The sequence below is a fragment of the Pseudoalteromonas sp. 0303 genome (assembly GCF_013349995.1).
Lineage (GTDB): Bacteria > Pseudomonadota > Gammaproteobacteria > Enterobacterales > Alteromonadaceae > Pseudoalteromonas.
Window position 1 is genome coordinate 390,801 of record NZ_JABVXF010000001.1, and the last position, 25,907, is coordinate 416,707.

The window sequence follows — 25,907 nt, forward strand, 5'->3', positions numbered from 1 at the left end:
TTACTCCTTGGCTAGCTGCACTTCATTGATGAAATTAAGCTCTTGATTAGGTCTTAAGCGCTGAACTCCTTCTGTCACCAATAAGTCACCTTCGTTTAAGCCACCAGAGACTAACAAACGCCCTGCTAAACGCTGCTCAATTTTAACATCAACGCGAGTTGCTTTTTTATCGACGCTTTTCCATACGTAAGGGCCTGCAGCACCCCACATCATCGCAGCTTCAGGTACTACGGCAAGCTCTTCACCTAGAATATTTATGTGTACACGAAAGCTCATACCCGGCATAAATTGCTGGGCATTATTATCAAGTTTGGCTTTCGTTCTGAGTGTGCGAGTTTGAGCATTAATACGCGAATCAAGCTCTGCCACCTGAGCCATGTAAGCATTATCGCCTAACCAAGGCACCACTTCGACCGAAGATTTTTGTTTAAGCACAGAAATAGCGGCCTCTGGGGCATTAAAATTGATATAAAGCTCAGAAATATCATCGATAGTAGCAATGGCTGTTTGGGTTGTGATCCTGTCGCCTACTTCGACGTCAGTTAAACCCATAACACCACTAAAAGGAGCACGAACTTCGCGGTCTTCACGCTCTGTTTTCGCTTGCATTAACTGGACTTTTGCAAGCTCATAAAGCGTTTTCGCATCATCTAAATCACTTTGTGGCACCGCACCACGGGCGTGGCTTTCTTCAAGCCTTTTCATGGTGCGCTCAGCATCTTTTAAAGTAATTTCGGCTTCGATCAACGCTGCTTTTTGTCTACGTGAATCAAGCTCTAATAGTAAGTCACCTTTGGCAACGTTATCGCCTGGTTTAAAGTAAACAGCGGTGACTCTGTCCCCAACGGCTGGGTAAAGAGTGACTGAGTGAATCGCTTCTGCATTACCCACTGCTTTTATCTGTTGTTTAGACTTTTCAACGGACACTGATTCTACAACTACATTAGCCGCCTCTGCGACGGAAACACAACTAATACAGGCAATTAAAGTCCATGTATGTAATTTGCCAATTGTCAAAATTTCACCTAAATAAGAATCGTTTTAATTGTTACGAAGTGTAACAGCTTTGTGATCAATAAAAAGCTGACTTCGTTTAATAAACAATTAGCCAAGGTGAAATAAACGCATACATCGCCTGTGTTTTCTAATTAGAAACGACAATGTGATGAATCGACCTCTTTTAAGTGTGCTTCGCTTGCTATGGTTACCTCTACACAATCAGATTGATCAGTTATGTGTTCCTTTTGAATAGGCATAAAAAACCCCAGACTATGCTGGGGTTTCTATCAATTCATAAAGCTAACAATTACTGTTGGCGCTGCGCTTCTTTTTGCGCTTTTTTAGCTTCTTTACGTTTACGAAGAACTTCTTGCGCTTCGTTACCGATGTGACCTTCGCCACGCGCCTGTGCTAATTCGATTTGCTTTTGGCGCTCAGCAAAACGGGCACGTTGCTCTTCTGTTAGGCTGTCGTGACAGTGATGACACGAAACACCTTCCATGTATTCAGGCTTTTGCTTTTCTTCTTCAGTGATAGGCATACGACATGCGTGACATTGGTCGTAAGAGCCTTTTTGTAAATCGTGATTTACCGCTACACGGTTATCAAATACAAAACACTCACCTTCCCACATGGTTTCTTCTTTTGGTACTTCTTCTAAGTACTTAAGAATACCGCCTTCAAGGTGGAATACTTCGTCAAAGCCTTGCTCTTTCATGTACGCAGTTGATTTTTCACAGCGAATACCACCGGTACAAAACATAGCAACTTTCTTGTGCTTTTCTGGGTCTAGGTTTTCTTTCGCCCACGCAGGAAATTCACGGAATGTCTTCGTGTTTGGATCAACCGCATTTTGGAAAGTACCGATCTCGATTTCGTAATCGTTACGCGTATCGATAAGAATCACTTCAGGGTCTGAAATTAATGCATTCCAATCAGCTGGTTTTACGTATGTACCCACTACTTCACGTGGGTCGATACCTTCAACACCCATAGTTACGATTTCTTTTTTCAGTTTTACCTTAGTACGGTAGAACGGACATTCGTCATCGTATGACTCTTTTGTCACAATGTTGTCTAGGTTTGGTTGTGAATCTAACCATGCAAGTAGGTTATCGATACCTTCACGTTTAGCAGAAACAGTACCGTTGATACCTTCAGCCGCAAGTAACAAAGTACCGCGTACTTCATTGTCTTCCATTACTTTAAGTAGTGGTTGGCGGATCGCTTCAAAATCAGGAAGGGCTACAAATTTGTAAAGTGCGCAAACAACAAAGTGCTCGCTAGTTACATTGTCTTTATGAACAGCAGTCATGGTTTTACCTTTTGCTTTAAATGCCCATGTGGGGCGTTAACCGAATCGCAAATCCGGCGCATTGAGGGCGCGTATTTTACGCGAATTAGTGATAATTGCAAAAACTGATGCGAAATAGCTGTGTTTTTACTGTCTCCAAGTGAGGCAAGTGCGTTATAATGAACAGGATTTACAAATTTTGCTCATCGGAGATTACGCATTGCATTTTACTGAACTTGGGATTGATACACGCCTCGAAAAACAACTTGCGCATCAAGGCATCACCCAGCCCACTGACATTCAAGCTCACGCGGTACCAACAGCTATCGCAGGCCATGATATTTTTGCACAGTCAAAAACAGGATCGGGCAAAACGCTGGCGTTTTTATTACCTGCTGTACAGCGCGTAATGAAACAAAAAGCACTCAGTAAACGCGACCCTCGCGTTTTAATCGTTGCACCTACCCGCGAATTAGCAACCCAAGTGTACAGCCAATTAAGGCTATTAATTGCCGGTACAAATATTAGTGCTGTAAAAGTACTGGGTGGTGAAAACTTTAATGACCAAATTAAAGCACTGCGCAGAGACCCACATTTTGTAGTAGGTACACCAGGGCGTTTAGCTGACCATTTGAGTCAACGCTCTTTACAGCTTTCAGGCTTAGAGCTGCTAATTTTTGATGAAGCTGACCGTATCTTAGACTTAGGCTTTACCGATCAAGTTAAAATGATTAACGAGCTTGCTGATCACCGTTTACGCCAAACGTTATTGTTTTCAGCAACGCTTGACCATGCACAAGTTGATGCCCTGTCACGTAACCTTTTACGTTCACCAAAACAAATATTGTTAAGTGCCTCTAACGAGCAACATAGTGACATTACCCAGCAACTTTATTTAGCTGATCACTTAGATCATAAAGAAGCCCTACTTGAGCACTTTGTAAAGCAAGACAATGTTGGCCAATGCATTATTTTCACCGCAACACGTGCCGACACTCAGCGTTTAAGCCAACTGTTAAATGATAAAGGCTTTAAAGCAAAAGCGCTTGCGGGTGACTTAACCCAAGCCAAACGCCTTGAAATCATGGACGCCTTTAGCCGTGAAAACTTTAAAATCTTAATCACCACCGATGTTGCATCACGTGGTCTTGATTTATTAAGCGTGACCCACGTAATTAATTTTGACCTACCAAAACATGCTGAAGAGTATGTGCACCGTATTGGTCGTACTGGTCGCGCAGGCTTTAAAGGAACTGCTATTTCGTTAGTGGGCCCGAAAGATTGGCCAAGCTACAAAGCAATTAAAGCATTTTTAAATGATGAATTAAGCTTTTTCACCGTTGACGGCCTTGTTGGTAAATTTAAAGGTCTGCGTGAGAAAAAACCAAACACAGTTTGGAAAAAAGCAGAGAAAAAAGTGGCTGCAAAACCTGCAAAACCAAAACGCAAAGCAGCCCCTAAAAAGCCAAAAGCCCCTATTCACGCACCAATTGATGTAGATGGTTTTGCTCCAATGCGCCGTAAGAAAAAGCCAGAACAGGAATAACAATGAGTATTTTAGGAACCACACAAACCCTTTTCGTTAACGAAATGTCTAACGAAGGTGCTTATTTAGATGGCCGTGATTTAGGCGAAGTATTCTTACCAAGCAAAGAAATTGATTACGAACTAGAAGCTGGCGACAGCGTTCAAGTATTCATTTACTTAGATCACGCAGGTCACCCAACCGGCACTACAAAAAAACCGTTAGCTGAAGTGGGCGAATATGCCCTACTACGTGTTAAAGCAATCAACAGCACCGGTGCGTTTTTGGATTGGGGTCTCGAAAAAGACGTACTAGCGCCATACAACGAACAAAAGCCAAAAATGAAAGATGGCTTTTCGTATCTTGTACGCTTATACCTAGATAACGCCAGCCAACGTATTTGTGCATCGAGCAACTTTAATAAGTTTTTATCGAAAGATGAACCAACTTACTCTGTAATGGAAGAAGTTGACTTAATCATTGCCGGTAAAACAGACCTTGGCTACAAAGTACTCGTGAACGAAGCCCACATTGGCGTTGTTTACTACAACACGGTATTTAAAAAGCTATTTGTTGGCCAGCGCTTAAAAGGCTTTATTCAAAAAGTACGAGAAGACGGCAAAATCGACGTACTACTTGAAAAGCCAGGTATGGGCAAAGTGAACGACTTAGGCGAAAAAATCTTAGCTAAATTAAAAGCCGAAGGCGGCGTACTTCACTTAGGTGATAAGTCAGACCCAGAAGCAATTAAAAAAACTTTCTCAACCAGTAAAGCAAACTACAAAAAAGCCATAGGCGGTTTGTTTAAGCAAGGTTTGATTGATATTGAAGCAACATCGATTAGATTGAAGTAAGTTGCGAGTTAACAAGATATTGAAGTATTTGAAAGAGTAAAGCGAAAGCTTTACTCTTTTTTATTATTATTGGCTTTGATAGCTTTAACGTACATGTGCCGTAAATTTTCTAACGCTATTTTGAGTATTTTCATTTATGAGTGAAAGTCGGCACTGTTCCATAACCATCCTTTCCAGATTAACTCATTTCTGCCCCAAGACGAGTTAACGTAAATGCTCTAACTGCTGCTTTGAGCAATCAAAAAACGGTCCAAGCCCTACACATTGAATGATAAGTTAACGCATCTTTAATAATAGCTAGAAAATTTTGCTTAATGGGCTTACAACACCGTTGCAAGAGTAACTATACGATGCTTGTTGCCTTTTCCATTCCAAATTTGAATGCATTTGTAATCAAAATCAATGTCCTTTACTCGCAATTGCACCGCTTCCATCACACGCAAACCACTTCCATACATTAACCCCGTGATTAAGTAATATCGCTTGCAAAGATGACTCATCAATTGCTTTACTTCATCAGGCGTCATCACTACAGGCAGCTTGGGTTGTCGATTACTTCATGCAAAATTCAAGTTTAAAGAAAGCTCATTTTTGACAATATGTTTATATAAAAAAGCGAGCGCATTTAAAGCTGCACTTTGTGTTCTAGGTGACATATTACGTTTTAATACAATATGGTCTAAAAACGCTTTGACTTCTGCATCTCCCATTGAGCTTGGGTGACGTTTGTTGTGAAAGTGAATAAATTTTGCGATCCAACCTAAATAAGCATTAATTGTTCTTAATGAATACTGACGAGTGAGCATATAGTCTGCAATGTAGTTTAAATAAGGAGAGCGAGTTTTCATTTTCATTCCTTTGAAATTAAACTGTATATATACAGTTTTAGCTCAGTCGCTCGTATAGTCAAGAAAACGACCCAATCGCTCGTTTTTATCCTGAGGTAAAAGCGAGAACTCCTAAATTTTAATAACACTGGTAATTAGTTAACAAGTTTGTTAGAAATAATCTAATAAGAAAAACGAGCTACGCTGTGGTAGAAAAACGCGCGATTAGCTCGCTATAAACATGTTATGCATATAAGGATTTAGATGCGCACTTTCGGTGAAATAAATGGAGTTAGTCCAGGTGATATCTTCGATAACAGAGAAGCTTTGGCTAAAGCTAAAGTTCACCCTCCTTTAGTTGCAGGAATAAGTGGTGGTAAAAACGAAGGTGCTGACTCTATCGTACTTTCTGGGGGGTATGAGGATGACGAAGACTTTGGTGACGTCATTATTTATACGGGCGCAGGAGGTCAACAAAATGGTAAACAGGTTTCAGATCAAGAGCTAGATGGTGTAAACCTAGCTTTAGCTAAAAGCAAAATTGAAAATCTTCCAGTCCGAGTAACTCGCGGACACAAACATCAAAATGAATTAAGCCCAAAAAAAGGCTACCGATATGCAGGGCTATATCACGTAGAAAACTACTGGTACGAAACAGGAAAATCTGGGTATAAAGTTTGGAGATACAGGTTAATTGCTCAAGAGGGCTCATCTGCTGACTACATAGTAAAAGAGCCAACTGGCGAATATGATGCTCCAGGTAGAAAACCATCAACAGTTAATCGTATTGTAAGAAACTATCAAAAAGCTAAAAATGTAAAGTCTTGGCATAACTACGAATGCCAAGTATGTGGGATAGCAATTAAAACCAGTGCTGGCTTATACGCTGAAGCAGCTCACATTAAACCTTTAGGTGAACCACATAACGGACCAGATATAGAAAGCAATCTTTTGTGTTTATGCCCTAACCACCATGTCATGTTCGACAATGGTGGCTTTGCTATAAGTGATAGTTTAGAGCTGATAGGTATTGAGGGTAAACTTAATGTCGTAAAAAAACACCTCATCAATATCGACTTTATTAGGTACCATCGAGAGCATTATCACAAAAATGCATAACAAGCTGTTTAACAAGGACAAAATACTCTAACTCACTTTTGTTCAAAAACGAGTTTGATTAGCTAATTCTCAAATGCAGATAACCTAGGGAAATTGCCACAAACAAAAAGAGCATTGTATAACGCGCGATATAAATCACGCTTACAATGCTCTTTAAAGACTATTTTAAATAACGAGGTTATTTTAGTGAGTCGTTAATTTCTTTTAATGTTGCAACTGGATCTGCCGATTGGGTAATTGGGCGGCCTACAACTAAATAGTCGCTGCCATCTTCAACGGCTTGTTTTGGTGTCATAATGCGCTTTTGGTCACCAGCATCGCTGCCTGCTGGGCGAATACCAGGAGTAACCAGTTTAAAGTCTGCGCCAAGTTCTGCTTTTAGCTTTTTCGCTTCTTGTGCTGAGCACACTACCCCATCAAGCCCTGATTCTTTAGCAAGGTTTGCTAGATAAATTACTTGCTCTTCTGGTGTTTTATCTACACCTAAACGAGTTAGCTCTGCGGCATCCATACTAGTAAGTACAGTTACTGCAATCAGTAATGGTGCGTCATCACCAAACTGTTCTAAAGCTTGCTTTGCTTTAGTCATCATTTCAACGCCACCAGAGGCATGCACGTTAACCATCCATACACCCATTTTTGCAGCTGCGGTTACAGCTTTAGCCACTGTGTTAGGAATATCGTGAAATTTTAGGTCTAAGAATACATCAAAACCTAAGTCGATTAGTTCCTTAACAAAGCTAGGACCAAAATACGTGAACATTTCTTTGCCTACTTTAAGGCGACACGTATCAGGCGATAATTGCTTTACAAACGCAAGAGCTGTTTGCTGATCATCATAATCAAGGGCAATTAATACTTTTTTTGAATCTTCGACAGACATAACTTTCCTAAAAACTAATGGACTAATATGAATTAAAAACCGTCTATGCCACGGCTTGGAACAATTGTTTCCCAGTGCTTACAAGATGGACATACCCAATAAATGGTATGACTGGTAAAGCCACAGTGTTGGCACTGAAAATCAGGTTTGGTTGCGATATAAGACGTTACTAGCTTATCAATTTGATCGAGTACATCTTTAATATCGTTGTTTTGTTTGGCAAGTAGCTGTAATAAAAAGCTAAAGCCACGAATAGTCGGATGACGCTTTAAACTATCCGTTAAAAATTTGATTGCTTGCTCGATATGGCCTTGCTCAAGTAAAGCTTGGCAGTGTTTTATTTTTATTAATACGCCACCTTTATCTAGCAGCTCATTGAGCAATTCGTAAAACTGATGCGTCAAATTAAGTTTTTGATAGCTCAGTGCTAATTCTTCAATAAACACTGGCGCAAAAAACGTAAACTGACTAATCAGCTCACGCCAATAGTAAATTGCTTTTACATAATCTTCTTTAGTGAAAGCACTGTGGCCAAGCTCATACAACGGGCGAATAGCTTTGTGGTTTAAGCTAATGGCTTTACGCATAATTTGCGTATCATTGTCTTGTAAGGCTGCTTCACAGTAAAAATTGGCAATCGCTTTTACATGCTGAGGTTTAGTGAACAACTCACTGTGGGCCTCGTACATGTTAATGCCCTTTTCCCACTCACGAGTTTGTGAATAAAGATTAATAATTGGCTCTAACGCTTCTTTATAGCCTGCCTTAACAAGCCATACTAAATGCTCTTCTGCACCATCTAACAAGCCTGCCATAATGTAATCTTCAGCAAGTTCTAAGCGGCTGGTTGCAGCTTGTTGCTCATCAAGGCTTGGATGCTTTAATAACAGCTCATGAATTTTAATGGCGCGGTCAAGTTCGCCACGGCGGCGGAACATAGTTGCAAGCGTTGAATAGTGTTCAACAGAATCAGCGGCAACTTCGAGTAGATTAATAAGGTGCTCTAAGCCTTGGTCTTCTTCTCTGTCTAAGAGAAATTTAAGGCCTTTGGAATATTCAGAGGTAATTTGGCGATTAAGCTGATGAGCTTGGTTTTTAGCGCTGTTTTTACCCATTATCCAACCGTAACCGGCTGCAACGGGTAAAAGTAAAAACAGAAGCTCAATCATGATTAGGTGTCTTTATTAGCAACAAGCTTTTTATTGTTTTTTTCAGGCGCTAATTTTTTCTTTAAGCGATAATTTTGCCACTTTAACTGAGAAAACAGTGTAAAGCTTATAAAACAACCAATTGCGACACCTAAAGTAAAGCAGATACTTATTACAACAGCTAGGGGCAAAGTATTACTCGCGATTAAATAATTGATTTGCACCAATTGTGGATTCTGTGAACCAAGTACAAACGCAATAAATAAACACAGCGCAATTAATACAATTTTTAATACCCTAAACAAGTAACTACTCCTGTATAAAACTAGGCAATACTCGCATTTACGCGGTCACGTAATTCTTTACCTGGTTTAAAATGTGGTACGTGCTTACCGTCTAACTCAACTGTTTCGCCAGTCTTTGGATTACGACCTGTGCGAGGAGAACGATAATGCAATGAGAAACTTCCAAAGCCACGGATCTCGATGCGATCTGAGCTAGATAATGAGCCGGCCATTTGTTCAAGAATTTCTTTAACGGCATTTTCAACATCTTTCACAGGGATGTGTGCGTGTTGCTCGGCAAGTTGTTCTATCAATTCTGACTTAGTCATAGCGTTTCCTTAAAGAGTGGTAAAGGAAGGGCAAAACTGCCCTTCCAATTTTAAAAGACTAGATATTAGTCTTTTTGAGCATTTTTGAATGCTGCAGCCATAGCGTTTTCGAACGCTGGCTCTTCTTTCTTAAGCTTCTCTAGTACTTCTTTCTCTTCTGCTTCGAAAAGAGCTTTAACAGATAAGCTTAAAGTGCGGTTCTTACGATCAACACCAACGTATTTCGCTTCGATTTCGTCGCCTGCAGAAACTACAGTAGTAGCATCTTCAACACGCTCTTGAGCGATATCAGCTACACGGATGTAACCTTCAACGCCTTCGATTAGCTCAACAGTTGCGCCTTTCGCATCAACTTCAGTCACTTTACCTTTAACAATAGCACCTTTTTTGTTTGCGTCCAGGTAGTTATTGAATGGGTCAGCTTCGATTTGTTTAACACCTAGAGAGATACGCTCACGCTCTGGGTCAACTTGTAATACGATAGCAGTGATTTCGTCGCCTTTCTTGAATTCACGTACAGCTTCTTCGCCTGGCGTGTTCCAAGAAATGTCTGAAAGGTGAACAAGACCGTCAATACCGCCTTCAAGACCGATGAAGATACCGAAGTCAGTGATTGATTTGATCTTACCAGTAACTTGGTCGCCTTTGTTTTGTAGACGAGCAAATTCTTGCCATGGGTTAGCAATACATTGCTTAAGACCAAGAGAAATACGACGACGCTCTTCGTCGATTTCAAGAACCATAACTTCAACAGTGTCACCTAGTGAAACAACTTTTGAAGGGTGGATGTTCTTGTTAGTCCAATCCATTTCAGAAACGTGTACTAGACCTTCTACGCCTTCTTCGATTTCAACGAAACAACCGTAGTCAGTAAGGTTAGTTACACGACCAGAAAGCTTAGAACCTTCTGGGTAACGACCAGCGATAGCTGCCCATGGATCTTCGCCAAGCTGTTTAAGGCCTAGAGATACACGAGTCTTTTCTTTGTCGAATTTAAGAACTTTAACTGCGATTTCGTCGCCAACATTAACGATTTCTGAAGGGTGCTTAACACGCTTCCACGCCATGTCTGTGATGTGTAGTAGACCGTCAACACCACCAAGGTCAACGAACGCACCGTAGTCAGTAAGGTTCTTAACGATACCTTTAACTTCTTGACCTTCAACAAGGTTAGCAAGAAGTTCTTCACGCTCTTGTGAGTTCTCTGATTCGATAACTGCACGGCGAGAAACAACAACGTTGTTACGTTTTTGGTCAAGCTTGATTACTTTGAACTCAAGCTCTTTACCTTCAAGGTGAGTTGTGTCACGTACTGGACGAACATCAACAAGTGAACCAGGTAGGAAGGCACGGATTGAATCAACTTCAACAGTGAAACCGCCTTTAACTTTACCGTTGATAACACCAGTAACAGTCTCTTGCTCTTCACATGCTTTTTCTAAGCGGATCCACGCTTCGTGACGCTTCGCTTTCTCACGAGAAAGGATAGTTTCACCGAAACCGTCTTCGATTGCGTCTAAAGCAACATCTACTTCGTCGCCAACAGCAACTTCTAGTTCACCAGCAGCATTTTTGAATTGCTCAGCAGGGATTGCACTTTCAGATTTAAGACCAGCATCAACAAGTACGATGTTGTTCTCGATTGAGATAACAGTACCTTTAACGATAGAGCCTTGCTCTGCTTCAAAACCCTTAAGGCTTTCTTCAAATAACTGCGCAAAATTTTCTGACATTATACGTCTCTAAATAATTAAATAACCAATTAGCAACCATGCTGCATGGGGTTGTTAAAATAGCACTGGCTTCCTGCCGGCACCTTAATAAATTACTTTTAAGCTTTTGGAAGCTTTCCTGCAAGTACTGCTTCGTCGATTAAAGTTACTACTTTATCAAACACTTGCATTGCATTAAGCTCGCTAGTATCGAGCTCAATGGCGTCTTCTGCAGGAACAAGCGGCGCAACTTCACGCGTCATATCACGGTGATCGCGAGCTTTTATGTCCTCAAGTAGACCACTTAGTGTAACATCAAGACCGCGTTCGTTCAACTCAGCAAAGCGACGACGGGCGCGCTCTTCAGCTGATGCGGTTAAATAAATCTTCAATGGTGCATCTGGGAACACAACTGTGCCCATGTCACGACCATCGGCAATTAAGCCGCTCTCAGTACGAAACGCACGTTGACGACGTAATAATGCTTCTCTCACCCGTGGTAATGCAGCAATCTTTGATGCCGCAGCACCCACTTCTTCGTTACGAATTGTGGTTGTGACGTCTTCGCCTTCCAAGACAATTTTAGAAGTATGTGTTTGGCTATCGACCAAAAACTGTACATCTAAGTTTGCAGCTAGCGGAACTAGCGCATCTTCATTATCTAGTTCAATTTGATGATGAAGCGCTGCAAGTGACAGCACACGATAAATCGCTCCACTGTCTAATACATCCCAACCTAATTTCTCGGCTAACAAGCGACAAACAGTTCCTTTACCTGAACCACTTGGGCCATCGATGGTGATTACGGGCATTGATAACGCCTGCATTTATAACCTCCTGCAATGCACACCAAAATAAAACCGCGATATTATACGCCAGTTCTAGAAATAGATCCGCATTTAGAATGTAACTTTTTATATTTTCTTCTGTTTTATTGACTTGAGACAGACTCTAGTACTTTGAAAAACGTTGGAAAAGTTTTGTATGTACACTTAGGATCGTTAATGGTTATCGGCTTTCCGCCAACGGCAACCATTGCAAAACACATGGCAATACGGTGATCGTTATAGGTATCAATCGCTACATCGTTAAATGTGTCTGGTGGTGTAATTTCGATGAAATCTTCACCTTCAACCACTTCTGCACCAACTTTACGAAGCTCAGTCGCCATGGCATATAAGCGATCTGTTTCTTTTACACGCCAGTTATAGATATTACGAATAGCTGTTTTACCTTTAGCAAAAAGCGCAACAGTGGCGAGTGTCATTGCCGCATCAGGGATTGCATTGGCATCAATATCGACCGCGTTTAGCTCACCTTTACGAACCACCAGCTTTTCATCGTACCAATCGATTTTAGCGCCTACTTGCTCCATAACTTTGGCAAAACCAATATCACCTTGAACAGATGCCGCACCTACCCCGTTAATTTCAATTTCGCCGCCAGCTATTGCAGCCGCCGCAACAAAATAAGAGGCGCTTGATGCATCACCTTCTACCATAATACGCTCAAGTGCTTGATACTGCTGACAGCCTTTAACGTAAAATGTTTCGTAATTGTCATGGCTTACAGTAACGCCAAAGCGCTTCATTACATCTAGGGTAATGTCAATGTAAGGCTTTGATACCAGCGTGCCTTTAATGGTGATTTCTGTATCGCCATTAAATAATGGCGCTGCCATTAGTAACGCTGTTAAGAACTGGCTAGAAATGCTGCCATCAATTGCAACTTTACCACCGTTGATTTTGCCGCCTTTTATGGCCAGTGGTGGATAATCTTTGTGCTTGAGGTATTCAACATCACCACCGAGTGCTTGTAGTGCATCTACCAAATGGCCGATTGGGCGCTCTTCCATACGAGGCTCGCCGACCAGCTGGTACTCGCCATCTACAGCAGCTAAAACCGCTGTCAGTGGACGATAAGCTGTACCGGCATTACCTAAAAATAAAGGCTCGCTTGGGGTTTTAAATTTACCCGCAACACCCTCTACGGTGGCAACTGTTTTATCTTTATTAAGCGATACATTTACGCCTAAAAGATTTAATGCACCTAACATGTGACGAATGTCATCACTGTCTAGTAGGTTTTCAACAACCGTTGTGCCCTCTGCAAGAGCAGCTAGTAACAAGATACGGTTTGATAAGCTTTTTGAGCCTGGTAGTGTCACACTACCATTTACCTTTGTAATCGGTTCAAGACGAAGCTGTTCCATAATTAGCTGTTCTCCTTGGCGAATTTTTCCATAAAATTGACCAAGGCTTGAACACCTTCAAGTGGCATCGCATTATAAATGCTTGCGCGCATACCACCGACAATACGGTGACCTTCAAGGGCTAATAAGCCTGCTTTTTTTGACTCACTAATGAATTTATCATTCAGTGATTCGTCGTTTAGCCAAAACGGTACGTTCATACGCGAACGGCAATGCTTGGCAACTTTGTTGCTGTAAAAATCTGAGCTATCAATGTAATTGTAAAGAAGTTCTGCTTTTGCGATGTTTTGTTCTTCCATCGCTTTAACGCCGCCGTTTGCTTCTAGCCATTCAAATACTTCAGCAGCTAAGTACCACGCGAATGTCGGTGGTGTGTTATACATGCTGCCTTGTTTTGCTTCTAATGCGTAATCAAGAATACCTGGCTTTGCAAGACCTTCACGCTCAAGAAGCGTTTTGCGAACAATAACAATCGATAAACCTGACGGGCCAATATTCTTTTGTGCCCCAGCGTAAATAAGATCGAACTGATTTACGTCAAACTCGCGCGATAAAATAGTCGATGACATATCAGCCACAATCGGTGCTGATGGGTGTGATGGTACGTCAAAAATTTCAATGCCGTCTACGGTTTCATTCGGACAATAGTGAATGTAAGACGCATCAGCAGGTAATTCCCAGCTGCTTGCTTGTTTAATAGAGAACTGGCCATTTTGCTGCTCATCATCACGTACATTGATGCTTTCAACTGCAGTGAATTTTGCCGCTTCTGAAGTAGCCCCTTTAGACCATACACCGTTTTCACAGTACACAGCTGGCTTATCATCAAGGTGAAGGTTCAGTGGTACAGCACTGAATTGACCACGGCCACCGCCGTGCATAAATAACACTTCAAACTCATCGCTAATATTCATTAAACGACGCAGGCTTGCTTCACATTTAGTGGTAAGCGCTAAAAAGTCGCTGCTGCGATGGCTAATTTCCATCACAGAGACACCTAAACCTTGCCAATCTATAAATTCTTTTTGTGCTTTTTGCATAACTGCCGGCGGTAGCATTGCCGGTCCTGCACAAAAATTATACTTAGTCATTACTTTGCCTCATTCCAGTAATTATAGTGCGGATAAAAAAAGCGGCCGAAGCCGCTTTTTAAATCAATGTTATTCTGAAGGTGGGTTATCACCCGTTTTTTCAGTATTGGTATCGACTACTTCAACGGCCTCGCCTTCGATGGCTTCAAGCTCATCAACTTCGATTTCTTCGATACGTTGTAAACCAACTACTTGCTCTTCGTCAATAGTTCGTATCAAAATAACGCCTTGAGTATTACGACCAACCGTAGAAACCTCGTTTACACGGGTACGTACTAAGGTACCGCGATTCGAGATAATCATGATTTCGTCGTTATCGTCAACTTGAACTGCACCAACCACAGCGCCATTACGCTCGCTTACTTTGATTGATACAACACCTTGTGTTGCACGGCTCTTCGATGGGTAATCTTCAAGTGCTGTACGCTTACCGTAACCGTTTTCTGTTACAGTTAGGATTGCACCATCTGACTTAGGTACGATTAACGACACAACGCGTTGGTCGTCAGCCATCTTGATACCACGAACACCTGTTGCTGTACGACCCATTGGACGTACACCTTTGAAGCGGATTTCTGGGTTACCGTTTTCGTCTAGAACTGGGTTACCGTTTTCATCAACAACTGCTGACTCTTCTGCTTCTTTAAAGCGAACAACTTTACCAGCATCAGTGAATAGCATGATTTCATTCGTGCCATCAGTGATATCAACACCAATTAGGCTATCGCCTTCATTTAGGTTAACAGCGATGATACCGCTCGCACGTTGACGGCTGTATGCTGTAAGTGGTGTTTTCTTAACTGTACCAAACGCAGTTGCCATGAAGATGTATTTATCTTCTTCGTACTCACGTACTGGTAAGATAGCAGTAATACGCTCATCAGCTTCAAGTGGTAATAAGTTAACAATTGGCTTACCACGCGCTGCACGGCTTGCTAATGGTAACTGATATACTTTCAACCAGTATAGGCGACCTGCTGTTGAGAAGCACAGGATTGTATCGTGTGTGTTAGCAACTAATAGACGTTCGATGAAGTCTTCATCTTTCATCTTCGTTGCTGATTTACCTTTACCACCACGACGCTGTGCTTCGTAATCCGATAATGGTTGATACTTAACGTAACCTTCGTGAGAAAGCGTTACGACAACGTCTTCTTCATTGATTAGGTCTTCAAGGCTAATATCGTGAGCAGCTGCACTGATTTCAGTACGACGTTCGTCACCATATTGCTCTTTAATTTCTACTAGCTCGTCGCGGATAACTTCCATTAGACGCTCTGGGCTTGAAAGAATATGTAAAAGCTCAGCAATTAGATCAAGTAAGTTTTGGTACTCGTCTAAGATCTTCTCATGCTCAAGACCCGTTAGTTTGTGTAAACGTAGGTCTAGAATTGCTTGTGCTTGTTGCTCAGATAAATAGTACTGACCGTCACGGATACCTAAATCAGCCGCTAACCAATCAGGACGTGCTACGTTATCTTCACCCGCTTTTTCAAGCATTGTTTTAACAGTGCCTAGTTCCCAAGGACGTGCTGTTAGTGCCGCTTTTGCTTCTGCTGGTGTTGGTGACTTACGAATAAGTTCGATAATTGGGTCGATATTCGCAAGGGCAATCGCTAAGCCTTCAAGCGTGTGAGCACGGTCACGGGCTTTACGTAAATCGAATACTGTACGACGTGTAACAACTTCACGGCGGTGTACGATAAACGCTTCAAGCATTTCCTTTAAGTTGAAACACTTAGGTTGGTTGTTATCAAGTGCAACCATGTTCATACCAAACACAGTTTGTAACTGAGTTTGTGCATATAGGTTGTTTAAGATTACTTCACCAACATCACCACGTTTGATTTCGATAACGATACGCATACCGTCTTTATCTGATTCATCACGTAGTGCACTAATACCTTCAATCTTCTTATCTTTAACAAGCTCTGCGATCTTTTCGATTAGGCGTGCTTTGTTAACTTGATAAGGGATTTCGTGAACGATGATTGTTTCACGACCGGTTTTTTCGTCAACTTCGATTTCAGCGCGAGCACGGATATATACTTTACCACGACCGGTTAAGTACGCTTGCTCAATGCCTTTTTTACCATTGATAATCGCCGCAGTCGGGAAATCTGGACCTGGGATATATTCAATAAGGTCAGCAATTGACATATCAGGGTTTTGAATAAGCGCTAAACAACCATTGATAACTTCTGTTAAGTTATGAGGTGGAATGTTCGTCGCCATACCAACCGCGATACCCGAAGAACCATTTACTAATAAGTTAGGAACTTTAGTAGGTAATACGTCAGGAATTTGCTCAGTACCGTCGTAGTTCGGTACGTAATCAACCGTTTCTTTTTCTAAATCAGCTAATAATTCATGTGACATTTTCGCCATACGGACTTCCGTATAACGCATTGCTGCCGCAGAGTCACCGTCAACAGAACCAAAGTTACCTTGGCCGTCAACAAGCATGTAGCGTAATGAGAAAGGCTGCGCCATACGAACGATGGTGTCATATACCGCGCTGTCGCCATGTGGGTGGTACTTACCGATTACATCACCAACAACACGTGCTGATTTCTTGTAAGGTTTATTCCAATCATTATTGAGTTCGTTCATTGCAAACAGAACGCGGCGGTGAACTGGCTTTAAGCCGTCACGTACGTCTGGCAATGCACGTCCTACGATTACACTCATCGCGTAATCAAGGTAGGAGTTTTTTAATTCATCTTCAATATTGACTGGCAGAATTTCATTGGCGAGATCAGTCATTTGATTTCACATTCCTTCAGTATTGACTCATTAAGAGGCAAACCGCCGTCTTAAGAGCTTTAGTTATTATTTCCAGACCATGCTATCACAATTTATTTAGATTTACAGGCGCTAAATCTTTGCGATTTATTAATTTCCCCCTATATAATGGCCTCAGATTAACGAGGAAGTTTTTTATGACCGAGCATCAAAATGTAGATAATGCAGAAATTGCAAAGTTTGAAGCCATCGCAGAACGTTGGTGGGACCGCGACGGAGAGTTCAAACCCCTTCATGAAATAAATCCTCTTCGCTTGGATTTTGTCGCTGATAAAGTAGGCGGCTTATTTGATAAGGAAACCTTAGATGTTGGCTGTGGTGGCGGCATCTTAAGTGAAAGTATGGCGCGTATGGGCGCTAAAGTAACCGGTATCGATATGGGCCAAGAGCCACTTACCGTTGCTAAGTTACATAGTTTAGAAACAGGCGTACCTGTTGATTATATAAAAGTACCTGCAGAGCAATTCGCTGCTGAGCACCCTGCTCGCTTTGATGTAGTGACTTGTATGGAAATGCTTGAGCATGTTCCAGACCCTGCTTCTATTATTCGTGCTGTCGCTGAGCTTGCTAAACCGGGCGCCGATGTCTTCTTTTCAACATTAAATAAAACACCAAAAGCCTACTTGTTTGCTATTGTCGGTGCTGAAAAGCTTTTAAAGATGGTGCCAGAAGGTACTCATGATCATAAAAAGTTTATCAAACCTGCACAGCTTATTGCATGGGCAGAAGAAGCGGGATTAAAAGTACGCGCCAGTACCGGCCTTCATTATAACCCGTTTTCTAAGCAGTACAGCTTAAATGATGATGTAAGTGTTAATTACATCCTCCACTTTGAGAAACTAGCCTGATGAGTGGTGTGCAAGCACCCTCTATCGATTTTGATGCGTTTATCTTTGATTTAGATGGCACACTACTCGATACCGCGGATGACTTAGGTGGTGCATTAAACCGAGTGTTAACAGATGCCAATGTGGCGCCTGTTGCTGAGCATGTTTATCGCCCTGCTGCTTCTAACGGTGCAAATGCATTATTAGAAGTGGGCTTTGGTGATATATGGCCTGAACTTGAACAACTCGCCTTGCGCCAGCAGCTTCTTGACTACTACGCCGAAGATATTGCTGTGCACAGTAAATGCTTCAACGGCATAGAACAGCTTTTAATTGCACTTGAGCAAAACAATATTAAGTGGGGCATTATGACTAATAAGCCCGGCTTTTTAACTGAGCCCTTAGTGCAAGCTATTCCCTCTTTGCGTGATGCAAAAGCGGTTGTGAGTGGCGATACATTAGCTGTGTCAAAACCATCACCGGATCCACTATTACACACCGCTGAGATCTTAGACGTTGATCCGAGCCGTTGTTTGTATATCGGTGATGCTGAACGTGATATTCAAGCTGCAAAAGCGGCCAATATGTACAGCGCAACAGCGTTATGGGGTTATATACCCAGTGTAGACGCTGCACTTGGCTGGCAAGCGGATTTCAATTGGCAAACGCCGATTGATGGTTTTAACCATATATAGTGTTATTTGATAACTGAAACACCATATATTGTGATTTGATTTACTTTTGAGCATTCATTGATGATAAAAAAATCAGTCAAAATTTATTTTTAAAAACGGTAAATTTTCTGGATCTTTTGTTGATTTCTACAAATTTCGTCGTCTATGAATGTTCAAAGGTTAATGGTCACTAACACAATGCGTTTATCCAATAGTTTTCCACAAAATGGGGCAATTCTATCCCTTGCAAAACAGCGCAGACCACACTATCTTGTGATCTGCAATTTAAACAACACCAGATATTGTGGCTAAATGTTATTCAATTAGATCACCCTGGCGTTTAATAATAATAATTACATAAAGAATACCTTTGTCTTTACAACTATAATTTCCCAAGGAATACAGGCAAAACTATGAACCAACAGCTATCTGTAAGCAAACGTGACGGCCGTAAAGAGTCACTTGATCTAGATAAGATCCATCGCGTAATCGCTTGGGCCGCAGAAGGTCTAGAGAATGTGTCTGTCTCACAAGTTGAATTAAAATCACATATTCAATTTTATGACGGCATTCGTACCGATGACATTCATGAAACAATCATCAAAGCTGCAGCTGATCAGATCTCTAAAGATACGCCTGATTACCAATACCTAGCTGCTCGCTTAGCTGTATTCCATTTACGTAAAAAAGCGTACGGTCAATTTGAGCCACCACGCTTATACGATCACATCACGAAATTAGTTGAAGACAAGCGTTATGATCAACACCTACTTGTTGACTATACCGAGCAAGAAATTGACGAGTTAGATGCTTACATAGATCACAACCGTGACTTAAACTTCAGCTACGCTGCTGTAAAGCAACTTGAAGGTAAGTATTTAGTTCAAAACCGTGTTACTGGTGAAATCTACGAAAGTGCACAGTTTTTATATATCTTAGTGGCTGCAAGCTTATTCTCTGATTATCCAAAAGAGACACGCCTTGATTACATCAAGCGTTTTTATGATGCAGTATCTACATTCAAAATTTCATTACCTACACCTATCATGGCTGGTGTACGTACCCCTACACGTCAGTTCAGCTCATGTGTACTTATTGAATGTGGTGATAGCCTAGATTCTATTAATGCAACATCGTCTGCGATTGTTAAATACGTTTCGCAACGTGCAGGTATTGGTATTAATGCCGGTCGCATCCGTGCGCTTGGTAGCCCTATTCGTAACGGCGAAGCATACCACACAGGTTGTATTCCGTTTTATAAGCACTTCCAAACAGCGGTTAAGAGCTGTTCACAAGGTGGTGTTCGTGGCGGCGCAGCAACGTTGTTCTACCCGCTTTGGCACTTAGAAGTTGAAAACCTACTTGTTCTTAAGAACAACCGTGGTGTTGATGATAACCGTGTACGTCATCTTGACTACGGTGTGCAGTTCAACAAATTAATGTATAGCCGTTTAATCAAAGACGATTACATCACATTATTTAGCCCTTCAGATGTACCAGGTCTATACGATGCGTTCTTTGAAGATCAAGCGAAGTTTGATGAGCTATACATCAAATACGAGCAAGACGAGTCAATTCGTAAAAAACGTATTAAGGCGATTGAGTTATTCTCAATGTTTGCACAAGAGCGTGCGAGCACAGGTCGTATCTACTTACAAAACGTTGACCACTGTAATACGCACAGCCCGTTCATCTCGACTGTGGCGCCAATTCGTCAATCTAACTTATGTTTAGAAATTGCATTACCAACTAAGCCACTTAGCAATGTAATGGACGAAGAAGGTGAAATTGCACTTTGTACGCTGTCGGCGTTTAACTTAGGTGCAATTGAATCACTTGACGAATTAGAAGAGCTTGCTGAACTTGCAGTACGTGCCCTTGATAACTTACTTGATTTCCAAGACTACCCTGTTCCTGCGGCTAAAAACGCGACCATGGGTCGTCGTACGCTAGGTATTGGTGTTATTAACTACGCGTACTACTTAGCGAAAAATGGTAAGCGTTACTCAGATGGCAGCGCAAATGCCCTAACTCACAAAACATTTGAAGCAATTCAATATTACCTAATGAAAGCATCAAATGAGTTAGCGAAAGAACGTGGTGCGTGTCCTAAATTTAACGAGACAACGTATTCTCAAGGCATTATGCCAACAGATACTTACAAACGTGACCTAGATCAGTTCTGTGAAGAGCCGCTTCACTTAGATTGGGATTCATTACGCGAAAGCATTAAAGAGCACGGTATGCGTAACTCAACGCTATCTGCCCTTATGCCTTCAGAGACATCATCGCAAATCTCTAACGCAACAAATGGTATTGAGCCACCACGTGGTCATATCAGCGTTAAAGCAAGTAAAGATGGTATCTTAAAGCAAGTAGTGCCAGATTATGAAAATCTGAAAGATAACTACGAGCTACTGTGGGATATTCCTTCAAACGATGGTTATCTACAACTTGTTGGTATTATGCAAAAATTCGTTGACCAAACGATCTCTGCAAACACTAACTATGATCCATCTAAGTACGAAGGCGGTAAAGTACCTATGAAGGTGCTATTAAAAGACCTACTGACTGCGTACAAACTTGGTGTTAAAACCCTGTACTATCACAACACACGTGATGGTGCATCAGACTCTCAAGATGAGTTAACGCCAGAGGTAGAAGATGACGGTTGTGCAGGCGGCGCTTGTAAAATCTAATTAAATTAATAATATAACAAAAGCGGGCTCATTAGCCCGCTTTGTCCTGACTGTTTTTTGAGAAATCACTATGTCATATACAACTTTTAGCCGAAATCATAATAACCAATTACAAGAACCGATGTTTTTCGGCCAAACGGTAAACGTGTCACGTTACGACCAACAAAAGTACCCTATCTTCGAAAAGCTAATTGAAAAGCAACTTTCGTTCTTTTGGCGTCCTGAAGAAGTTGATGTAAGTAAAGACCGTCTTGACTTCCAAGCGTTACCAGAGCACGAAAAGCACATCTTTTTAAGCAACTTAAAATATCAAACGCTACTTGATAGTGTGCAAGGTCGTTCACCTAACGTTGCGTTACTACCTATTGTGTCTATTCCTGAGCTAGAAACTTGGATTGAAACATGGGCATTTAGTGAAACTATTCACAGCCGTTCATACACACACATTATCCGTAACGTTACGCAATCTCCTGAACTTATCTTTGACGATATCGTAAGCAACGAGAAAATCAGTGAGCGTGCTGATGCGGTAACTAAGTATTACGATGATTTAATAAACATGATTTCTGTTTACAACCTATATGGTGAAGGTAAACATGTGATCAATGGTGAAGAAGTTAAAGTCAGCTTATTTGACCTTAAAAAGCAACTTTACCTAGCAATGATGTCGGTTAACATCCTAGAAGCGATTCGTTTCTATGTAAGCTTTGCTTGTTCATTTGCTTTCGCTGAGCGTGAATTAATGGAAGGTAATGCAAAAATCATCAAGCTAATCGCCCGTGATGAAGCGTTACACTTATCTGGTACACAGCACATCTTGAACATTATGCAAGAAGGTAAAGACGACCCAGAAATGGCAATCGTTGCAGCACAATGTCGTGAAGAAGCAATTCAGATGTTTGTTGAAGCAGCCGAACAAGAAAAAGATTGGGCAGAATACCTGTTCAAAGATGGTTCTATGATTGGTCTTAACAAAGATATCTTATGCCAATACGTTGAATACATCACTAATGCACGCATGACTGCAGTAGGCCTACCTGCACAGTTCGAAAGTAAGAGTAACCCTATTCCGTGGATCAACTCTTGGTTAGTATCAGACAACGTTCAAGTTGCTCCACAAGAAGCTGAAATCAGCTCTTACCTTGTTGGTCAAATTGACTCACAAGTTGACGCATCTGACTTTGGTGACTTCGACCTGTAATGAGCTCAAACACCACTGCAGAGGTTATCCTTGCAGGAACAGACAGCCAGAATCTTGAATTTGATTCTGGCTGTTCATCTCTCCTTGAATGCCTAGAACAAAACAAAATAGATGTACCCTACCAATGCCGTGAAGGTTATTGTGGCGCTTGCCGTGCAAAATTAGTCGAAGGTGATGTGAGCTATAATCAAGAGCCACTTGCTTTTGTTAGAGATGGCGAAGTATTGCTGTGTTGTAGTAAACCCAATGGGAAAGTAAAAATTGAGCTTTAATGCCAAATAAGCTCACTGGTTTGGTAGAAATTTTCTTTATCTGACACACTCACCATTTGCTGATCAATCGTAACATCCCATTGTAAGTTTTTAGTTAGATGACCCGCTAATTCCTCAATAAAGCTGTTATCAAACGCAATTAAATGACCATTATTGATAAGTTCCAACTGGTGTTCATTTTCTTTAAGCCAATCGTTATTTAAGGTTGTCACGACCTATAGCTCATCAACCCGCTTAGCGATTTTGTTGAGCTGTAAAATATCAGGTTGGTCAACAGCAAGCCATGTTTGATAATGGTCATCAAGTGCTTTTATTGACACATCTGGTTCTGCATGACTGAACCTTGCATTCAATATGGCTGTTTCGTTGTGTGAAAATAAGCAATAACTTAAAAGCTTTAGTACAAAGTGTTGATAGCTTTCACGACGGTCACATGCAGTGGTAAACACCTCTTTGTGATTACGATGCTCTCTTAAATCAGCAATGGTAAAATTTGCTTTGAATACCCTATTTTTATCAGACATAAGATTTTGCCATCTTGGTGTAACAGTCTAAGTATAGTGTATGGTGTTAAAATCGCGACTTAAGGTAAAGTTATAGTATAACGTTATTGCAGTTAAAAAATTGCAGTGTTATATTATATCACCACAATCAACAACAAACTTAGAAGTAGTAATGATGAAACAAGTTTCAATTCTTTCTAGTGCTGTTGCCGCTGCGCTGTTTTCTCAATCAACAATGGCTGCTGTGATCACAGGTCAAGTATTAGATAAAAACCAACAACCTATCAGCAATGCTGAAATACATGTACACGGCAAATCACAAAGCGTTGTCACTGACAAACAAGGTCAGTTTAAAATTGATGTAGACAATAAAGGTCAGCTTCACATCAGTAAAAACAATTTCATCGATAAGCGTGTTGCTATTAATGGCGAAGACCAAAATGTTGTGGTTACGCTTACACCAACATCAGTTGAAACTGTTGTTGTTTATGCATCAGCACTTCATAAAAATAGTCTTGAAATGATTTCGCCAGTGAATATTTTAGCCGGTGATGAGTTAAAAGATAAAGCAAAACCGACATTAGGCGAAACACTAAAAGGTTTACCGGGCGTTAATGCAAGTTACTTTGGCCCAGTTTCATCAAGCCCTATTATTCGTGGTTTAGATGGTCCGCGTGTAAAGATCACCCAAAATGGCCTTGATAGCAGTGATGCATCACGTATTGGCCCAGACCACGCAACATCAAATGACAGTCTAGCAGCAGAGCAAATCGAAGTACTTCGCGGCCCTGCTACCCTGCTTTATGGCTCTGGCGCTATCGGTGGTGTGGTGAACGTTGTTGATAACCGTATTCCTACCGATAACATCGAGTCTTTAACCGGTGCTGCACAATACACACACGATACAGTATCAAATACCAACACCTATGCTGCAAAACTTGAAACCGGTAATGATGGTTTCAACTTCCATTTCGATGGAACAAAGCGCAAAGGTCACGATTATGACACGCCTAACTTTGAGCTTCCTGAGGAACATGAAGAGCACGAGGAGCATGAAGGTGAAGAACATGAAGAACACGAAACAGCTAACAGCGTAGAAAACACCTTTATCGATAGCCAAACAGTTAACTTCGGTACTAGTTACGTGGGCGATCACCTGACGCTAGGTGTGTCATACGGCCGCATCGAAACAGATTACGGTATTCCTGCTCATGAGCATCATCATCATGAAGAGGAAGATCATGACGAACATGAAGGTGAAGAAGAGCACGAAGAATCAGTATTTGCACAGCTAGAGCAAGACCGCTGGCAAGGTTACATGAGCTATGCACTTCATGATAACTGGATTGAAAATATCTCACTACGCGTTGGCTACACTGACTACAAACACGCTGAAATTGAAGATGGTGCAGTGGGCACAGTGTTTACAAACAAAACAACCGAAGCACGTGCAACTGTTGAGCACAAGTTAGGCCTTTGGCACGGTATGGCTGGTTATCACTACACTGAGTCTGACTATGATGCAGATGGTGAAGAAGCCTTTACGCCAGCAAGTGTTACTAAAACAAACGCATTATTCGTTCTTGAAGAGCGCCAGTTTGGTGATGTGACCGTTGAGCTAGGTGCACGCCTTGAAGATTACCAAATCGACTCTGCTGTAAGCATGGCTGAGCACCATCATGATCACGATCATGAAGAGGAAGAAGAGCACCATGACGAAGAAGAAGCTGAAATCATTAACTATAGTGAAGATTTCACAAATCTAAGCTTATCTGCTGGTGCAATTTGGCAATATCAAGAAGGCCAAAGTGTTGCTTTGAGTGTATCTCGTTCAGAACGTGCGCCACTGAGTGCTGAATTACTATCAAACGGTATTCATATTGCAACAGGTACTTATGAGCTAGGCCTAGGTTATCATATTGAAGATGGCGAAATTCATTTTGAGCCAGAAGATATCGAGCAAGAAACTGCAACGAACTTTGACTTAAGTTTCCGCCGCTTTATTGGTGACTTTGGTTACACAGTTAACTTCTTCTATAACGACATTGAAAACTATTACTACCAGCAAAATACCGGTTTAGTTTTTGATGAAGAGCATGGCTTAGAATCAGCAGCTGATGCAGATGAAGATGCAATGGCGGTTTACCAATTCACAAGTAAAGATGCGAAATTATACGGTATTGAATTTGACGTACACTATCAAGTGACGCCAAGTGCGCTAGTTAAAGTGTTTGGTGATTCAACAACGGCTAAGCTAAAAGATGATGAAGGTTACTTACCGCGTATTCCGGCTAATAAACTGGGTTCTGAATTACAGTACACAGTGTCTGATTGGAAGTTTAGCCTAACCGGTACTCATTATTTTGAGCAATCTGACATTACTGCTTACGAGACAAAAACTGACGGTTATACCCTGTTTGATGCATCAGCTAACTACCAACTTGACTTGGGTCCTGTTGATACACAGCTTTACATTAATGTTGACAACTTAACCGATGAACTTGGTTTCGTACACAGCTCATTCATTAAAGAAAAAGCACCACTACCTGGTCGTAACTTCAGCTTGGGTATTCGCGGTTATTTCTAATCCCTTTTAATGGTTATAAAAAAACCCTTTCACTTTAAAAGTGAAAGGGTTTTTTATTAAGC

Annotated in this window: 22 protein-coding genes and 1 pseudogene; 9 read left to right on the forward strand and 14 right to left on the reverse strand. The window is 41.3% G+C overall.

The annotated features are described in order from the left end of the window. Positions 1 to 1,017, reverse strand: a complete 1,017-nt coding sequence (locus HUS62_RS01825) for an efflux RND transporter periplasmic adaptor subunit (RefSeq protein WP_175078358.1) — start codon at positions 1,015 to 1,017, stop codon at positions 1 to 3. Positions 1,018 to 1,306: 289 nt separating this feature from the next. Beyond that, entirely contained in the window at positions 1,307 to 2,314 is a 1,008-nt protein-coding gene (locus tag HUS62_RS01830; RefSeq protein WP_055197229.1) for a rhodanese-related sulfurtransferase, read from the reverse strand. A gap of 199 nt (positions 2,315 to 2,513) precedes the next feature. Here HUS62_RS01830 and HUS62_RS01835 point away from each other — a divergent pair, with 199 nt between their 5' ends. After that, positions 2,514 to 3,839 (forward strand): DEAD/DEAH box helicase, encoded by a 1,326-nt coding sequence (locus tag HUS62_RS01835; protein ID WP_175078401.1) that lies wholly within the window; start codon positions 2,514 to 2,516, stop codon positions 3,837 to 3,839. A gap of 2 nt (positions 3,840 to 3,841) precedes the next feature. Continuing rightward, positions 3,842 to 4,672 (forward strand): S1 RNA-binding domain-containing protein, encoded by an 831-nt coding sequence (locus HUS62_RS01840; protein ID WP_175078359.1) that lies wholly within the window; start codon positions 3,842 to 3,844, stop codon positions 4,670 to 4,672. A 320-nt stretch (positions 4,673 to 4,992) separates the two neighbouring features. On the opposite strand, the gene HUS62_RS01845 is transcribed toward HUS62_RS01840, so the two are convergent. Together HUS62_RS01845 and HUS62_RS01850 are read right to left on the reverse strand one after the other, a co-directional pair. After that, the gene (locus tag HUS62_RS01845; RefSeq protein ID WP_258536703.1) at positions 4,993 to 5,199 is read right to left on the reverse strand and encodes a tyrosine-type recombinase/integrase; all 207 of its coding nucleotides are present in this window, start codon (positions 5,197 to 5,199) and stop codon (positions 4,993 to 4,995) included. Between the two features lie 30 nt (positions 5,200 to 5,229). Further along, positions 5,230 to 5,520: a phage integrase N-terminal SAM-like domain-containing protein gene (locus tag HUS62_RS01850; RefSeq protein ID WP_175078361.1), complete on the reverse strand. Its 291-nt coding sequence runs from the start codon at positions 5,518 to 5,520 to the stop codon at positions 5,230 to 5,232. A 243-nt stretch (positions 5,521 to 5,763) separates the two neighbouring features. Between HUS62_RS01850 and HUS62_RS01855 the strand changes: the two genes are divergently transcribed. Beyond that, positions 5,764 to 6,618 (forward strand): YDG/SRA domain-containing protein, encoded by an 855-nt coding sequence (locus HUS62_RS01855; RefSeq protein WP_175078362.1) that lies wholly within the window; start codon positions 5,764 to 5,766, stop codon positions 6,616 to 6,618. A 178-nt stretch (positions 6,619 to 6,796) separates the two neighbouring features. Here HUS62_RS01855 and pyrF read toward each other — a convergent pair whose 3' ends face one another. The 9 genes from pyrF to gyrA all read right to left on the reverse strand — a co-directional run bounded on the left by pyrF (position 6,797) and on the right by gyrA (position 17,043). Continuing rightward, the gene (gene pyrF / locus HUS62_RS01860) at positions 6,797 to 7,501 is read right to left on the reverse strand and encodes an orotidine-5'-phosphate decarboxylase (protein WP_063705476.1); all 705 of its coding nucleotides are present in this window, start codon (positions 7,499 to 7,501) and stop codon (positions 6,797 to 6,799) included. A 32-nt stretch (positions 7,502 to 7,533) separates the two neighbouring features. After that, positions 7,534 to 8,670, reverse strand: coding sequence for a lipopolysaccharide assembly protein LapB (gene lapB, locus HUS62_RS01865; RefSeq protein WP_058585078.1), 1,137 nt, complete (start codon positions 8,668 to 8,670; stop codon positions 7,534 to 7,536). Between the two features lie 2 nt (positions 8,671 to 8,672). After that, positions 8,673 to 8,954: a lipopolysaccharide assembly protein LapA domain-containing protein gene (locus tag HUS62_RS01870; RefSeq protein ID WP_175078363.1), complete on the reverse strand. Its 282-nt coding sequence runs from the start codon at positions 8,952 to 8,954 to the stop codon at positions 8,673 to 8,675. Between the two features lie 20 nt (positions 8,955 to 8,974). After that, on the reverse strand, positions 8,975 to 9,262 hold the full coding sequence (ihfB, locus tag HUS62_RS01875; protein WP_036968575.1) for an integration host factor subunit beta: 288 nt from the start codon (positions 9,260 to 9,262) through the stop codon (positions 8,975 to 8,977). 65 nt (positions 9,263 to 9,327) lie between these two features. Then, the gene (gene rpsA, locus HUS62_RS01880) at positions 9,328 to 10,995 is read right to left on the reverse strand and encodes a 30S ribosomal protein S1 (protein ID WP_054551350.1); all 1,668 of its coding nucleotides are present in this window, start codon (positions 10,993 to 10,995) and stop codon (positions 9,328 to 9,330) included. A gap of 98 nt (positions 10,996 to 11,093) precedes the next feature. Beyond that, the gene (gene cmk, locus HUS62_RS01885) at positions 11,094 to 11,801 is read right to left on the reverse strand and encodes a (d)CMP kinase (protein WP_175078364.1); all 708 of its coding nucleotides are present in this window, start codon (positions 11,799 to 11,801) and stop codon (positions 11,094 to 11,096) included. 104 nt (positions 11,802 to 11,905) lie between these two features. Next, the gene (gene aroA, locus HUS62_RS01890; protein WP_175078365.1) at positions 11,906 to 13,186 is read right to left on the reverse strand and encodes a 3-phosphoshikimate 1-carboxyvinyltransferase; all 1,281 of its coding nucleotides are present in this window, start codon (positions 13,184 to 13,186) and stop codon (positions 11,906 to 11,908) included. Positions 13,187 to 13,188: 2 nt separating this feature from the next. Further along, on the reverse strand, positions 13,189 to 14,277 hold the full coding sequence (gene serC / locus HUS62_RS01895) for a 3-phosphoserine/phosphohydroxythreonine transaminase (protein ID WP_175078366.1): 1,089 nt from the start codon (positions 14,275 to 14,277) through the stop codon (positions 13,189 to 13,191). 69 nt (positions 14,278 to 14,346) lie between these two features. Beyond that, entirely contained in the window at positions 14,347 to 17,043 is a 2,697-nt protein-coding gene (gyrA, locus tag HUS62_RS01900; protein ID WP_175078367.1) for a DNA topoisomerase (ATP-hydrolyzing) subunit A, read from the reverse strand. Between the two features lie 176 nt (positions 17,044 to 17,219). Here gyrA and ubiG point away from each other — a divergent pair, with 176 nt between their 5' ends. From ubiG to yfaE, 5 genes are all read left to right on the forward strand, one after another. Then, positions 17,220 to 17,930, forward strand: a complete 711-nt coding sequence (gene ubiG, locus HUS62_RS01905) for a bifunctional 2-polyprenyl-6-hydroxyphenol methylase/3-demethylubiquinol 3-O-methyltransferase UbiG (RefSeq protein WP_058585083.1) — start codon at positions 17,220 to 17,222, stop codon at positions 17,928 to 17,930. Beyond that, entirely contained in the window at positions 17,930 to 18,604 is a 675-nt protein-coding gene (locus HUS62_RS01910; protein ID WP_175078368.1) for an HAD family hydrolase, read from the forward strand. Before ubiG ends, HUS62_RS01910 begins: the two co-directional genes overlap by 1 nt. 392 nt (positions 18,605 to 18,996) lie before the next feature. Next, on the forward strand, positions 18,997 to 21,282 hold the full coding sequence (nrdA, locus tag HUS62_RS01915; protein WP_054561557.1) for a class 1a ribonucleoside-diphosphate reductase subunit alpha: 2,286 nt from the start codon (positions 18,997 to 18,999) through the stop codon (positions 21,280 to 21,282). A gap of 70 nt (positions 21,283 to 21,352) precedes the next feature. Next, a complete protein-coding gene (gene nrdB, locus HUS62_RS01920; RefSeq protein ID WP_054551358.1) occupies positions 21,353 to 22,483 on the forward strand; it encodes a class Ia ribonucleoside-diphosphate reductase subunit beta in 1,131 nt (376 codons plus the stop codon). Then, on the forward strand, positions 22,483 to 22,755 hold the full coding sequence (gene yfaE / locus HUS62_RS01925) for a class I ribonucleotide reductase maintenance protein YfaE (protein WP_175078369.1): 273 nt from the start codon (positions 22,483 to 22,485) through the stop codon (positions 22,753 to 22,755). The genes nrdB and yfaE overlap by 1 nt, the downstream gene beginning before the upstream one ends. Here the strand turns inward: yfaE and HUS62_RS23000 are convergent. Then, positions 22,752 to 23,279, reverse strand: a pseudogene (locus tag HUS62_RS23000) (YaeQ family protein). The gene yfaE and the pseudogene HUS62_RS23000 sit on opposite strands and share 4 nt — an antisense overlap. A gap of 154 nt (positions 23,280 to 23,433) precedes the next feature. Here HUS62_RS23000 and HUS62_RS01940 point away from each other — a divergent pair. Beyond that, positions 23,434 to 25,845: a TonB-dependent receptor domain-containing protein gene (locus HUS62_RS01940; protein ID WP_175078402.1), complete on the forward strand. Its 2,412-nt coding sequence runs from the start codon at positions 23,434 to 23,436 to the stop codon at positions 25,843 to 25,845. Positions 25,846 to 25,907: the final 62 nt, after the last annotated feature.